Genomic DNA, 14,079 nt, shown 5'->3' with positions numbered 1-14,079 from the left:
CCCGTCAGCGGATCGAGAAGCCGGCGTCGAGCGCCCATTGCGTGCCGGTGATGAACCTCGCCTCGTCGCTGACGAGGTAGGCCACGGCGTTGGCGATGTCCTCCGGCTGCAGGATCGGGATCGGCAGCAGGTTCTGCATCGCCGCGATGTTGGTGTTCGGGTCCGCGGCCATCTTCTGCATGGCCGGGTTCATCGTCATCCCGGAGACGACGCCGGTCGGATGGACCGTGTTGACCCGGATCATCTGCCCGGCGTACTGCTGGGCGAGGACCTGCATGTAGCCGACCAGGCCGCGCTTGGCAGCGGTGTAGGCCTGCGCGGACGGGGCGTCGCTGCCGGTGCCCTTGAGCCCGGCGCTGGAGCTGACCAGCACGACCGAGCCGCCGTTGCCGCCCTCGACGAGCCTGCCGATGCTGGCCTGCATCGTGTTGAAGGCGCCGGTGAGGATGACGTCCAGGGTGTCCTGCCACTCCTGGGCCGGGTTCTCCGGCGCGCCGTAGCGGATCATGCCGGCATTGGCGATCACGATGTCGATCCGGCCCAGCTGGGCGAAGCCGTCGTCGAAGACCCTCTTCACCGCCGCGCCGTCGCGGACATCGGCTTTCCCGATGACCATCCGGCGGCCCTCCTTCTCGACCAGGGCAGCGGTCTCCTGCAGCTCCTCCCACGTCCCGCACGAGTAGTCGAAGCTGGCGATGTCGGCGCAGACGTCGAGGCCGATGATGTCGACGCCCTCCTGTGCGAGTCGAACGGCGTGGGCGCGGCCCTGACCGCGTGCGGCACCGGTGATGAAGGCGACGCGGCCCTCGAGCTTTCCTGTCATGAGTGGATCTCCTGATCGCTGGATGGATGTGCGTGCCGCGTTCGGTCAGACGGCGATGCCGACGCTGCGGACACGGAGGAACTCCTCGATGCCGTGGCGGCCGCCCTCCTTGCCGAGTCCCGACAGACCGAAGCCGCCGAACGGCCGGCCGACCTGCAGGTTCATCGCACCGTTGATCAGCGTCTCCCCGGCCTCGAGCTCGGCGGCGACGCGGATGGCGCGCTTGAGGTCCTTGGTCTGGACGTAGGAGGAGAGCCCGTAGCGGGTGCCGTTCGCGAGGGCGATCGCCTCCTCCTCGGTCGAGAACCTGAAGAGGCACAGCACCGGCCCGAAGACCTCGGTCTGAGCGATCTCGCTGGCCGGGTCGACGTCGACCAGGACGGTCGGCTCGAGGTAGAAGCCGGGTCGTTCGATACGCCGACCGCCGGCGAGCACGGTGGCGCCCTGCTCCTTGGCGCGCTCGATCATCCCCAGGATGCGGTCGACGGCAGCCTCGTTCACCACCGGTCCGGAGGCGATCGCAGGGTCGAAGGGGTCGCCGATCGGGATGTTCTCCGCGATCGCCTTCACCGTCGCGGCGACCTGGTCGTAGACGGTGTCCTGGATGATCATCCGGGTGGCGAAGGCACAGCCCTGTCCCGACAGCGCGATGAGGGAGAACGTCGTGCCCAGCTGACACGCCGCCTCCAGGTCGGCGTCCTCGAAGACGATGTTGGCCGACTTGCCGCCCAGCTCGAGCACGGCCGGCTTCATGTCCGGGGCACACGCCTCCAAGATCCTGGTGGCCGTGGCGGGACCGCCGGTGAAGGTGACCTTCTTGACCAGGGGATGGCTGACGAGCTGGGCACCGGCCTCAGCGGTCCCGGGAAGCACGTTGATGACGCCGGGCGGGAAGCCAGCCTCCTCGACGAGGTCCATGAAGAGCTCCCCCGAGAAGGGCGTGAGCTCGCTGGGCTTGACGACGACGGTGTTGCCTGCGGCCACGGCGGGCGGGATCTTCATCGCCAGCGAGATCAGCGGACCGTTCCAGGTGATGATGATCCCGACGACTCCATAGGGCTGGGCGAGCGTGTAGCCGAGCTCGCCGAGATCCTGCGGGTTCCCGGTGAGCTCACCTGTCAGCTTGTCGGCCCATCCGGCGTAGTAGCGCGTCCACTCCGTCGCCAGCCGCGGGAAGGCGGCGCCGGCGGCCAGCGGCGTGCCGTTGTCCAGCGCACCCCGGCGGGCGAACTCCTCGGCGCGGAGCTCGATGAGGTCGGCCAGCTTGAGCAGCAGCTGGCGTCGGACGGCAGGCGGTGTCCGCTTCCAGGACTGGAACGCCTCGTGGGCCTTGGTGACGGCGAGGTCGACCTCCTCCTTGTCGGCCAGGGGGATCTGGGCATCGACCTCGCCCGTGGCGGGGTTGACGTGGCCGTACCGCCCGCCGGACCCGGAGTCGAATTTCTCGCCGTTGATCCGCAGATGGACCGTCGGCGGAGTCCGGTCGACGTCAGACATGCTCACTCCCAGGGTTGAATCATTTAACTGATTGCCCCATCGAACGACGGCAGCCGACCCATGTCAAGGTTTCGGACGAAAATGTCCGAAGATGTGTCGGGAAGCGAGCGCGTGCCGAGAAAGGTGCTGTAATCGCGGTGTGAGCCAGGCACGCCGGTACGTCGACGAGCCCGCGACCCCTGCGCCGCAGCGCCCTCGTTCGCCCGGCCGCCCCAGGGATCCTCAAGCGGAAAGGCGGATCCTCGACGCCGCGATCGAGGAGTACATCGAGCGCGGTGCGGCGGGATTCACCATGGACCGTGTCGCGCGTCGCGCTGGGGTCGGCAAGTCGACCATGTACCTGCGCTGGTCGGACAAGGACGCCCTCCTCGTCGACAGCGTCATGGCGCGGTCGGGGTCGATCGAGCAGGTCGACACCGGGAGCCTTCGCGGGGATCTGATCCTGCTCAGCAGCAACCTGTTCAGGTTCCTGCTCGATCCGGTGGGCTTCGCGACCTTCCGGATCACCGTCGACTCGGTCGGCAACGACGCGCGCCGCCTCGTCGCCGCCGACCTCGCCGAACGGCACCGGGCGTCGGCGGCTCTCGTCTTCCAGCGCGCGCACGAGCGGGGCGACCACTTCGATCCGGACGCGGCTCCGCTGGTCGTCGAATGCCTCTACGGAGCGATCAGCATGCGGGTGCTGGCCGCCGGCTTCGGTAGCCGCCCGACCGACGAGCTGATCACCGCCGCGTGCGAGCAGATCGTGGACCTGCTGCTGTCGGCCCTGCTGCCCGACTGACCACCGTGGACCCGCGACGCGGCGAGGCGGACGACGGCGCTCACAGGCCGGCGTACCACCCCTCGGGGACCGCCACGTCGACGCTGACCTGCCGGTGCCGGAACAGCCAGCGGTCCCCCACCGGGACCAGCACGTCGCGGTAGCGACCCCAGTGATCGACGCCGCGATACTCGCCCTGGGCCACGAGGACCTGGAAGTACGCCGTCGACTCGACCCGGGTCGGCGTCACCGAGGTGAAGAGCAGGTTGGCGACGAAGTGCCGGACGAGCGGCGGTTCCCGCCGCTTCGCCGCGCCGCCGTCGCCGCCGTCGTCGCCGTCACGATCGCCGCCCGAGAGCATCGCGATGATCGCCGCGCGACCGGTGGCCGTCGCACCCCCCTTGACCTCGAGGGTGCCGTCTTCGGCGAAGCAATCGGCCAGGGTGGACAGCTGGAAGCGGTCGCCCGCGTGGGCATAGGTGGCGTAGGTGTCCCGCACGCGCTCCCGGAGCCGCAGTTCCTCGAGGTCCACGATCAGTCCGAGCTGGGCAGCGCCTTGGCATCGGCGGTGACCAGCAGCTTCCCGGCCAGGGCGAGTGAGGCGTCGCCGCCCTTGGTGCACAGCACCTCGAGCGTGCCATCCTCTGCGACGTATCGCTTGCCGAGCAACGAGCCGTGCATGAAGGCGGGATCGGCCGACGTCGGCGGCGCCTCGGTGCCCTTGGGGATCATCGGGACGCCACCGCAGGTGAGGTCGACCTCGCCCTCGGGGACCTTGGTGACGATGATGGTGGTCGTGTCGACGGCGCTCGCAAGGGCCAGTCCTACACGTAGCTGCATGGTGCTCTCCTCCAACGAGCCGCCGGTCCGGCGGCTGATCTGTCGCGTGAAGTGTGCCTGATGGACTGCGTCAGGCGGAGACGCCGAGGCCTATCTCGGCTCGGATCCTCTCGAGGAGCTCGACCCGGGAGACCTTGGACGACGGCGTCCGCGGAAGCACGTCGAGGACCACGACGTGGGCCGGCACCTCATAGGGCAGGAGCACGTCGCGGACGAAGGCCCGAAGCTCCTCGCCGGTCGGCACCGCCGCGCCCTCCTCGAGCTCGACCGCAGCCACCGGAACGGCGCCGAGGCGCTCGTCGGGAAGTGGCGCGACAGCCGCCTCACGCACGGCCGGATGCCGTTCGAGCGCTTCCTTGACCGTCTCCGGCTGGACCTTGAACCCGCCGCGGATGATGGCGTCGTCGGCACGCCCACGGATCCACAAGAAGCCGTCCTCGTCGACGGCGGCGAGGTCCGCGGTGCGCTGCCAGGCGTCGGACCCGACCGGCGACTGAGCCGACCGGACCTCGAGGAAGCCGGTGTCTCCCGGCAGCAGCTCGGCACCGTCCTCACCCACGACCCGGAGCGTCACGCCCGGCATCGGACGGCCCGCGGCGCCCGACTTCGTCGCCCACCACTTCTCGTGGAGCGAGAGCGTCCATGTCGCGATCGCACCGGCGAACTCGGTGGCGCCGTACGTCGGCAGCACGCGGATCCCGTAGCGCTCGAGGAAGGCGTCGATCAGGTCGGAGGGGCAGAACGTCGTACCACTGGTCACCACGTCGAGGCTGGCGAGCTTGTCGGCGGGCACCTCGGCGGCGAGGATCGCGCGCAGCGCCGCCGGCACCAGCCCGGCGGCACGCGGCCGGTGGGTCGCGACCGCCTCGACCCACGGCTCGAGCGCGAACTTCGGGAACAGCACGATCGATCGCCCGGTGTACAACGGCGCGAGGGCACCCCAGAAGCCGCCGATGTGCACCAGCGGGGTGCACACGATCGACACACCGCTGCGGAACAGGCCCTCCTTCGGCGGCGGCGGGACACTCGTGGCCAGAGCGGTGTCGAACTGTCGCTCGCGCAGCGTGACCCGCTTCGGCGGCCCCGTGGTGCCCGAGGTGAGCATCTCGATGGCCACCCCCGGCGCGGTGTCGGTGGAGAGCGGGACACGTTCGGTCACCGGCCCCACCGGCCGCACGCCGTCGGCCCCGAGCTCCAGCACCAACGCCTCGCCAGCGGCCTCCCGGACCCCCGGCTGAGCCAGCGCCTGCCGGGTTCCGATCACGACGGGCAGATCCGAGCGGCCGATGTCGGCGGACAGCCGCGCGGGCGGCTGGAGGCTGGAGAGTGTGACGACCGTGCGATCACTGCCGAGCACCTTGACGATGACGGCCACATGCTCGGGCCGGTTCTCCAGGATGAGGCCGACGCGGGTGGCAGCTCCCAGGCCCGCCTCGGTCAGCAGGCGCTCGAGGCCGTCGCCGACCGCCCGGAGCGTCCCCCATGTCGTCCACTCGCCCTCGAACTCGATCGCTGGCGCATCGGCTGGTGCCGTCGCGAGGAGGTCGCGGAAGCGAGCGCGGGTGCTCACCTCAGCGGCCCTTCCACACAGGAGGCCGCTTCTCGGCGAAGGCCGTTGCTCCCTCGCGCGCATCCTCGGAGGTGAAGACAGGCTCCATGATCTCGGTCTGCCGCTTCCAGCCCTCCGCCATCGTCCAGTCGGAGGACGAGCGGGCGATCTCCTTCGAGGCGGCCACCGCGAGCGGGCCGTTCGCGGCGATGACCTGCGCCAGCGCGATCGCACCCTCGAGGGCACCACCGGCGGGGGTCAGTCGGTTGACCAGGCCGAGCTCGTAGGCGCGTGCGGCAGTGATCGGGTCGCCTGTCAGCAGGAGCTCCAGCGCGATCGGCAGCGGCACGCGTCGCGGCAGCAGCATCGCGGCGCCGGCACCGGCGACCAGGGACCGCTTCGTCTCGGGGACGCCGAACCTGGACTCCTCCGAGGCGACGACCATGTCGCAGGCGAGCAGGATCTCGAATCCGCCGGCGAGTGCCCAGCCCTCGACGGCGGCGATGAGCGGCTTGCGCGGTGGCGCCAGGGTCAGGCCCGCGAAGCCACGGCCCTCGACCACCGGGCTCTCGCCGCGGAGGAAGCCCTTGAGATCCATGCCCGCGCAGAAGGTGCCACCGGCGCCGGTGAGCACCGCGACCCGCAGGTCGTCGCTGGCCTCGAGCTCGTCGAGGGCTGCTGCGATCCCCTTCGCCACCCCCTCGGTGACGGCGTTCTTCGCCTCGGGGCGGTTGATGGTGATGACCAGGACGCCGTCGCGGCGCTCGGTCAGGACCTCGGGTGCCTCAGTCATGCCTTCTCTCTCCTCTCGAGCAACAGATGCTCACGACTGCCGGACCGTCCCGGCCGCGATGAGCGCATCGATCTCCTCGGCCGACAGGCCGACGCTCACGAGCACGGCACGGCTGTCCTCCCCCGGCACGTGCTTGTCCCCCGGACGGAGCGCCGGCGTGCGGGAGAACACCGGAGCGACCCGGGGCTGATAGCCGCCGGCGTACGGGACGAAGACCTCGCGGGCCGCGACATGGGGATGCAGCGGCGCCTCCTCGAGGCCGAGCACCGGCGCCACGCAGGCGTCGGTGCCTTCGAAGACGGCTGCCCACTCGTCCCGGTCGCGCTCGGCGAACCGCTTCGCCATCGCCGCGCGCATCCGGGGCCAGCCCGCGACGTCGTCCTGGTCGAAGTCGAGTTCGAGCTGCTTCATCAGCTCGGCGAAGAACTGGGGTTCCAGCGCACCCACTGCCACGAATCGTCCGTCCCGGCAGCGGTAGGTGTCGTAGAAGGGCGTGCCGCCGTCGAGCAGGTTCGCCTCCCGCTCGTCGCGCCAGCTGCCCACGGCGTGCATGCCGAACATCATGGTCATCAGCGACGCCGCACCATCGACCATCGCGGCGTCGACCACCTGGCCTCGCCCGCTGCGCGTCCGCTCGTGCAGCGCGGAGAGGATGCCGAGGAGCAGGAACATGGTCCCGCCCCCGAAGTCGCCGATCAGGTTCAGCGCGTTGCGGGGCTTGTCGGACCCGCCGGTCGCATGGAGCGCGCCGGTGAGTGCGGCGTAGGTGATGTCGTGACCGGCGGTGTGCGAGAGCGGGCCGTCCTGGCCCCAGCCGGTCATCCGGCCGTAGATCAGCCGATCGTTGACGTCCGCGCAGTGCTCGGGCCCCAGGCCGAGCCGTTCCATGACACCGGGACGCAGCCCCTCGATGAGGACGTCGGCCCCGCGCACCATCCGCAGGACCAGGTCGCGGCCGTCGGGCTGCTTGAGGTCGATCGCGACGCTCGGGCGGCTCCGGTTCAGCGCGTCGCTCGGCTCGGGCGCGGCACCGACGGCTGCCGGCCGGTCGATCCTGACGACGTCGGCACCGAGCTCGGCCAGCAGCAGGCTGGCGTAGGGTGCCGGCCCGATGCCCGCGATCTCGAGGACCCGCAGGCCCGCGAGCGGCCCGACAGATCGCTGACCCGAAGAAGTCATGGCCGAGACGCTATCACAGAATCGGTTAACTGATTACACTGAAAGTGTTGTTAGTGTTGGTCCCCCCTGAGGAAGTAGGCAGCAGATGACGCGCACCGTGTTCGCCGAGGAGCACGAGGAGTTCCGATCCCTCGTCAAGGAGTTCTTGGCCCGCGAGGTCACCCCCCACGCCGAGGAGTGGGAGGCGGCGGGGATCGTGGACAAGACCGTCTACAAGGCAGCCGCACAGGCCGGCGTCCTCGGCTTCTCGGTGCCGACCGAGTACGGCGGCATGGGCATCGACGACTTCCGCTACAACGCGATCGTCGCCGAGGAGCTCGCGCGCGGCGGCAGCAGCGGCGTCGCGCTGACCCTTCTCAACGACATCGTGGCGCCGTACCTGCTTCGCCTGACCGACGAGGACCAGCGGCAGCGCTGGCTGACAGCGCTCGCGGCCGGTGACATGACCTTCGCGATCGCGATGAGCGAGCCGGGCGCCGGCTCCGACCTGGCCGGGATCCGCACCTCGGCGCGACGCGAGGGCGACGCCTGGGTCATCAACGGGCAGAAGACCTTCATCTCCAACGGCATCCTCTCCGATGCCGTCATCGTCGTCTGCCGCACCGACCCCGAGGCCGGGCACAAGGGCTTCAGCCTGATCGTGGTCGAGGACGGCACCCCCGGCTTCGAGCGCGGCCGCAAGCTGAAGAAGATGGGGCACCACGCCCAGGACACCGCCGAGCTGTTCTTCTCCGACTGCCGCGTTCCCGCGAGCAACCTCCTCGGCACCGAGGGGCGGGGCTTCTTCCACCTGATGGAGAACCTGCCCTCCGAGAGGTTGTCCATCGCGATCTCAGCGATCGCCGGCGCCGAGAAGACCTTCGCCGAGACGATGACCTACGCCAAGGAACGCACCGCGTTCGGGCAGTCGATCGGATCCTTCCAGGCCAACCGCTTCACCATCGCCGAGATGGCCACCGAGCTCGACATCGCGCGGATCTACGTCGACGCCTGCATCGGCCGCGTCGTCGACGGCTCGCTGACAGCTGTCGACGCCGCCAAGGCGAAGTGGTGGTGCACCGAGCTGCACAAGAAGGTCGTCGACCAGTGCCTGCAGCTCCACGGCGGATACGGCTACATGCTCGAGTACCCCGTCGCGCGCGCCTACCAGGACGTCCGCATCTCCACGATCCTCGGTGGGACCACCGAGATCATGAAGGAGATCATCGGCCGCGATCTCGGCTTCTGAGCACCCTCTGACACCGCCATCACAACAGGAAGAGACACACAGCCATGGACATCCAGGGCAAGAACGCCGTGATCGTCGGCGGCGCCTCCGGCATGGGCCGCGCGAGTGCGCAGATGCTGGCCGCACGGGGCGCCCAGGTCGCGATCCTCGACCGCCCCGGCGGTGAGGGCGAGAAGGTCGCCGCCGAGATCGGCGGACGCTTCTACGAGGGCGACATCACCGACCACGCCGGGATCGAGGCCGTCCTCGCGGAGGCCGTCGCGGAGCTCGGCGGCCTGCACGTCGCCGTCAACACGGCGGGTGGTGGCATCGCCAAGCGAACGCTGACCAAGGGGGGACCGCACGACCTCGAGTCGTTCGTCTCCGTGGTCAACCTCAACCTGGTCTCCACCTTCAACCTCAACCGGCTGCAGGCCTGGCACATGAGCCAGGGCGAGCCCGACGAGGACGGCGAGCGTGGCGTGATCGTGAACACCGCCTCGATCGCGGCGTTCGAGGGGCAGATCGGTCAGGTCGCCTACTCGGCCTCCAAGGCCGGCATCGCCGGGATGGCGCTGACCATGGCCCGCGACCTGGGCAACGTCGGCGTCCGCGTCCTGGCGATCGCGCCCTCGCTCTTCGAGACGGGTGCGGTGGCCGGGCTTCCCCCCGAGATGATCCCGCCGCTGGTCGAGGGCAACGCCTTCCCCAAGCGGATGGGTCGCCCCGAGGAGTACGCCAAGCTCGCCTGCGCGATCGTCGAGAACGGGATGCTCAACGGGCAGTGTCTGCGCCTGGACGCAGGCATGCGCTTCGCTCCGCGCTGAGCACACGAACCGACGAGCCGCCGGGCCCTCTCGAAGGGCCCGGCGGCTCGTGTGCGTCACTCCCCCGGCGAGCCGACGGGACCGCCATCGATGTCGGCTATCGATTGACCCACCGAGGCGACCGCTTCTGGGCGAAGGCGGTCATCCCCTCGACGGCGTCCTCGCTCATCAGGAGCGCGTCCACCGCGGCCGAAGGTGCGTTGACGGCAGCCGTCACGTCGGGCTCGGCAGCGGTGTCGGTCATGAGGCGCAGCGTGGTGCGCACCGACGTCGGGGAGCCCTCCAGGATCTCCGCGGCGAGCGCCCGCGCACCCTGTAGGGCGGTCCCCCGGGGCACGACGCGGTTGACCAGTCCGTACGACGCCGCCTCGGCGGCACCCATCCGTCGCCCGGTCAGGAGCAGCTCGGTGGCGATCTTCGGGGCCAGTTGACGCGGCAGCCGTACGGCGCCGCCGGCGCCCGCCACGAGCCCGACCCGGACCTCGGTGAGTCCGAACTGCGCGGCCTCGTCCGCGACGACGAGGTGGCACGCCAGCGCCATCTCGAAGCCACCGCCGAAGGCGTACCCGTTGACCGCGGCGATGACCGGCTTGTCCATCGGCGCGCGGTGGGTGAGGCCGCCGAAGCCGGTGCGGGGCAGGTAGCGCGGCTTGCCGGTGGCCGCGTAGGACAGGTCGTTGCCCGCGGAGAAGGCGTCGACGCCCGCACCCGTGAGGATCGCCACCCACAGTTCGTCGTCGGCGAGATAGGCGTCCCAGATCTCGGCGAGCTCGTCGTTGGCCGGGGGCGTGAGCGAGTTGCGCTTGTCCGGACGGTTGATGGTGACCTCGAGCAGGTGCCCGTCGCGACGCACCTCGACGTACTCGTAGGACGCGCGGAACCCGATCGGCCGGACCGGGAGGAGCTCGTCCATCCGGGCCCTCGAGGTGCTGACCCGGTTGCCCGGACCGATGTTGCGCACGAACACCGAGGCGCCGATCGGCTGGTCGGTGTGCAGCAGCTCCAGCAGCTCATCGTCGCCGGGGAGCCCCATCGCGATGAAGCGCTGATCGCTCGCCTCCAGCCGACCGATCACGATCGGGGTGAGTCCGTCGCGACCGTGACGGATCGTCCAGCTCTCGATCGTGGCCGGCCCGTCGGCACGCTCGGCGACGGGCACGTCGGGCACGGCGTCGAGCCGGGCCTGGAGTGCGGCGCTGGTGCCGGGGCGCCAGGGCGCGGGGGTCGTGGAGTAGACCCCGACGGAGTACTTCGAGAGCGAGCCGCCGTTCGCGCCGACCAGGCCGACGCTCGCCGGGCGGGCACGGCACGCGGCGACGGTCTCGGCGATCGCGTGCATCGAGTAGTTGTTGCCGGCCCCGCCGAAGAACGGCAGGCCCCCGGTGAGCGTGAATCCGCGCGGGTCCTCGGCACGCAGCCCGAGGCCGTCGAGGACGTTCTCCACCGCGATGGGGAAGCAGGAGTAGAGGTCGAAGGTGTCGACGTCCGCGAGGTCGATGCCGGCCACCGACAGTGCCTCCTGCACGGCGGCCGGGGCCGAGGGAGCGCGGGAGAGGTCGGCGCGCTTGAGGAGCTCGCGCTCGTAGGCGTCGGCGTGGCCGTGGAGGTAGACCCACCTGTCCTCGGGGATGCCGAGCCGGCGGGCGGCGGCGACCGAGACGACGAGGACAGCGGCTCCCTGGTTGACCTGGTCGCGGGAGACGAGGAACCGCGGATACGGGTCGCTGATCATGCGGTTGCGGTCGGTGACGGTGGCCAGCTCGGCCGCGGTGCGCTCCACCGGCGCCGCGGCGTAGGGATTCTTGGCGGCCACGGAGGTGAAGGGCTCGAAGAGCCGCCCCATCGCGAGGGCGTACTCCTCGCGTCCGCCTCCCAGCCGCGCTCGGCGAGCGTTCTCGCACACGGCGTACGTCGACGGCGCGTCGACCATGCCGTGGTTGGCCCGGTGCCGGCTCGACACCCCCGCCAGGCCGTAGCCGCGGTCCTCCAGCTGGCCTCCGACGGTCTCGGAGAAGTCCGGCTTGTCGGGGGCGGCGGCGAAGTGCCGCACCGTCGAGATCGCCTCGGAGCCGAACAGGAGGGCGACCTCGCTGCGCCCTGCGGCGATCTCGCCGGCCAGCTCGGTCAGCAGATGCTGCGGCCCCTGGCCACCGGCCACCTCCAGGATCGCCCGGGCCGGGTCGGCGCCGATCCGGCCGGAGACGGACCGGGGATAGTTGTCCGAGCGGCCGAGCGGTGCCTGCATGCCCGGACCCGAGATCTCGAACTGCCGGATGCCGCCCACGGTGTCGATGGCGCGGGCCAGTGCCGCCACGTCCGCGCCGGTGTCGGCGAGCGCCCGCTCCGCGGCGCGGGCCGCCAGGCCGACGCCCGAGAGCCCCTCGTAGTCGGAGTCGCCGATGTTCTCGGCGTACTGCCCCACCCCGACGACGACCGGAGTGGTGTCGGGGACGGCGGTGCTCATGCGTTCCGCCACTCGACGACGGCGTCGAGCGCCTCGATCTGGTCACCGTCGACCCGGAGCGGATTGACCTCCAAGGAGACGAGGTCGTCGCCGAGCGCGGAGGCGAGGTCGCCGATGCGTGCGATCACGCCGGCGAGCGCGGTGCGGTCCGCCGCCGTGCGTCCGCGGACACCGTCGAGCACGGCGGCGCCCCGCAGCCGGCCCAGGGCCTGCTCGATGCGTTCGGGTGTCGCGGGAAGCGGGACGAGCACCGAGTCGTCGAGCACCTCGACGAGGATGCCACCGAGCGCGATGGCCAGGATCGGGCCCCAGGAGGGGTCGCGCACGACGCCGACGAGGAGCTCGGTGGCCGGCTGCCGCATCGGCGAGACCAGGACGCCCTCCACCTTCGCGTCCGGGACGGACTCCGCCGCAGCGACGACGGCGTCGTACGCCGCTCGGACCGCGTCGGCGCCGCTGACGCCGAGCCGCACGCCCCCGATGTCGGACTTGTGCAGGATCTGCGGCGAGACGACCTTGAGGACCACCGGCCCCTCCAACGCCTCGGCGGCGGCGACCGCCGCGTCGGCGGAGGTCACCAGATCGGCGGGTACCACCGGGATGCCCGCGTCGGCGAGCAGTCCGCGCGCGGCCTCCTCGGACCACTGGCCGGTCCGCCGGTCGGCGGCGGGGAGTGTCAGGTCGGCCGGAGCGGCCGGGCGGGCCTCGCGCAGGGTCCGCAGACGCTCCGACCAGCGCCCCAGGCCGCCGAAGGCGACCATCGCCTGGTCGAGCCCTGGCAGCACCCAGCCCATCCCGATCTCGTCCATCACCTCGCTGACGGCCTCCGAGGGCGGCACCTGGACCTGGTTGACCCAGACCACCGGGCAGGAGGCTCGGGCCGCACCCTCGCCGATCGCCTTCGCCTGGGCGATGCCGCGCCAGGGCGCCCGGTCGTTCACCCCGGGCAGCGCGCTCACCACGGCCACGGCACCGATGTTGGGATCCTGGGAGGCCTGCTCGATCGCATGGGTGAAGAGCTCGGTCCTGATCATGGCGGCGCCGGTCACGTCGAGCGGATTCTGGACGGTCCCGAAGCTGGAAAACTGCTCGCTGATCGCGGCGGTGGTCTCCTCGGTGAAGGCCGGCAAGGGCACACCGCGCACCTCGGCGCGGTCGGCCAGGATGTCGCACGCGCCGCCCGAGAAGGACACCACCGCGATCCCGGGTCGTTCCAGCGGCCCGAGCCTGGCGGCGGCGCCCGCGGTGATGATCATGTCCTCGATGGTGTCGACCCGGATGACGCCGAGGTCGTGCAGGATCGCGTCGATCACGCGGTCGTCCCCGACCAGGGCGCCGGTGTGCGCGGAGGCGGCCCGGGCGGCGAGCTCGCTGCGACCGACCTTGAGCACGACGATGGCCTTGCCGGCCTCGGCCGCACGCAGCGCCGCGGCGCGGAAGGTCTCAGGGTCGCGGATCGTCTCCAGGAAGAGAGCGATCGCCTTGGTGGTCTCGTCCTCCACGAGGAAGTCGATGACGTGGCCGGCGGTGATCATGGCCTCGTTGCCGAGCGTCACCAGGTAGGACAGGCCGGTTCCGGACAAGGTCGCGAACTCCGTCATGGCCGCCGAGCTGGCACCGCTCTGGGAGAGCAGCGCGATCGGACCAGCCGGCCGCACCGGAACGCTTCCGGGGATGACCGCGAGCCCGTCGACGAAGTTGGCGAAGCCGAGCATGTTAGGCCCGAGCACCGCGATGTCGAGCTCGTGGCAGCGCCGGACCAGCTCCTCCTCGGCGGCCCTGCCCTCCGGACCGGTCTCGGCGTACCCCGAGGACATGATCACGGCGTTGCGGACCCCGGCCGCGGCGGCCTCGGTCAGCGCGTCGAGCGTCACGGCCTGCGGGACCATCATGTGGGCGAGGTCGACCGGACCGCCGATGGCGTCGACGACCCCGGCACACGAGGTGTACGTCGGCCGCCCGTGCACCTCCTCCCCGCGGGCGTTGACGAGGTAGGTGCGATCGCCGAAGCCGAAGTTCACCAGGTTGCCGAAGGCACCCAGCGAGAAGGCCGACTTGTTCGACGCACCGACGAGCGCGACGTTGCGCGGCCGGAAGAGCGACCGCAGCCGGTCGGGGGTGATGTCCACGGTCATCAGAT

The 14,079-nt window shown here is 70.9% G+C and carries 12 protein-coding genes; 3 read left to right on the top strand and 9 right to left on the bottom strand.

From position 1 onward, the window contains the following. Positions 1–4 precede the first annotated feature (4 nt). Both P5P86_RS09370 and P5P86_RS09365 read right to left on the bottom strand, forming a co-directional pair. Positions 5–823, bottom strand: a complete 819-nt coding sequence (locus P5P86_RS09370; protein WP_280611057.1) for a mycofactocin-coupled SDR family oxidoreductase — start codon at positions 821–823, stop codon at positions 5–7. 45 nt (positions 824–868) lie between these two features. Then, on the bottom strand, positions 869–2,320 hold the full coding sequence (locus P5P86_RS09365; RefSeq protein WP_280611056.1) for an aldehyde dehydrogenase family protein: 1,452 nt from the start codon (positions 2,318–2,320) through the stop codon (positions 869–871). Between the two features lie 139 nt (positions 2,321–2,459). On the opposite strand from P5P86_RS09365, the gene P5P86_RS09360 reads away from it, so the two are divergent. Further along, positions 2,460–3,101, top strand: coding sequence for a TetR/AcrR family transcriptional regulator (locus P5P86_RS09360; protein ID WP_280611055.1), 642 nt, complete (start codon positions 2,460–2,462; stop codon positions 3,099–3,101). A 40-nt stretch (positions 3,102–3,141) separates the two neighbouring features. Here P5P86_RS09360 and P5P86_RS09355 read toward each other — a convergent pair whose 3' ends face one another. The 5 genes from P5P86_RS09355 to P5P86_RS09335 form a co-directional block, all read right to left on the bottom strand. Further along, a complete protein-coding gene (locus P5P86_RS09355; protein WP_280611054.1) occupies positions 3,142–3,612 on the bottom strand; it encodes a nuclear transport factor 2 family protein in 471 nt (156 codons plus the stop codon). Positions 3,613–3,614: 2 nt separating this feature from the next. Then, positions 3,615–3,920, bottom strand: a complete 306-nt coding sequence (locus P5P86_RS09350; protein ID WP_280611053.1) for a hypothetical protein — start codon at positions 3,918–3,920, stop codon at positions 3,615–3,617. Positions 3,921–3,990: 70 nt separating this feature from the next. Continuing rightward, complete coding sequence (locus P5P86_RS09345; protein ID WP_280611052.1) at positions 3,991–5,490, bottom strand: class I adenylate-forming enzyme family protein; 1,500 nt, start codon at positions 5,488–5,490, stop codon at positions 3,991–3,993. Position 5,491: 1 nt separating this feature from the next. Further along, a complete protein-coding gene (locus P5P86_RS09340) occupies positions 5,492–6,262 on the bottom strand; it encodes a crotonase/enoyl-CoA hydratase family protein (RefSeq protein WP_280611051.1) in 771 nt (256 codons plus the stop codon). Positions 6,263–6,292: 30 nt separating this feature from the next. After that, positions 6,293–7,441 carry a CaiB/BaiF CoA transferase family protein gene (locus P5P86_RS09335; RefSeq protein ID WP_280611050.1) on the bottom strand — a complete coding sequence of 383 codons (1,149 nt, stop codon included), beginning with the start codon at positions 7,439–7,441 and terminating at the stop codon, positions 6,293–6,295. 85 nt (positions 7,442–7,526) lie between these two features. Between P5P86_RS09335 and P5P86_RS09330 the strand changes: the two genes are divergently transcribed. Further along, a complete protein-coding gene (locus P5P86_RS09330; RefSeq protein WP_280611049.1) occupies positions 7,527–8,669 on the top strand; it encodes an acyl-CoA dehydrogenase family protein in 1,143 nt (380 codons plus the stop codon). Positions 8,670–8,713: 44 nt separating this feature from the next. Beyond that, positions 8,714–9,475, top strand: a complete 762-nt coding sequence (locus P5P86_RS09325) for an SDR family NAD(P)-dependent oxidoreductase (RefSeq protein WP_280611048.1) — start codon at positions 8,714–8,716, stop codon at positions 9,473–9,475. 97 nt (positions 9,476–9,572) lie between these two features. Here the strand turns inward: P5P86_RS09325 and P5P86_RS09320 are convergent, their stop codons facing one another. Then, positions 9,573–11,939, bottom strand: a complete 2,367-nt coding sequence (locus tag P5P86_RS09320; protein ID WP_280611047.1) for an acetyl-CoA acetyltransferase — start codon at positions 11,937–11,939, stop codon at positions 9,573–9,575. Next, entirely contained in the window at positions 11,936–14,074 is a 2,139-nt protein-coding gene (locus tag P5P86_RS09315; protein WP_280611046.1) for an acetate--CoA ligase family protein, read from the bottom strand. The genes P5P86_RS09320 and P5P86_RS09315 overlap by 4 nt, the downstream gene beginning before the upstream one ends. Positions 14,075–14,079 lie beyond the last annotated feature (5 nt).

The organism is Nocardioides sp. BP30, from assembly GCF_029873215.1.
Classification (GTDB): domain Bacteria; phylum Actinomycetota; class Actinomycetes; order Propionibacteriales; family Nocardioidaceae; genus Nocardioides.
This window is presented reverse-complemented; position numbering and strand designations above follow the sequence as displayed.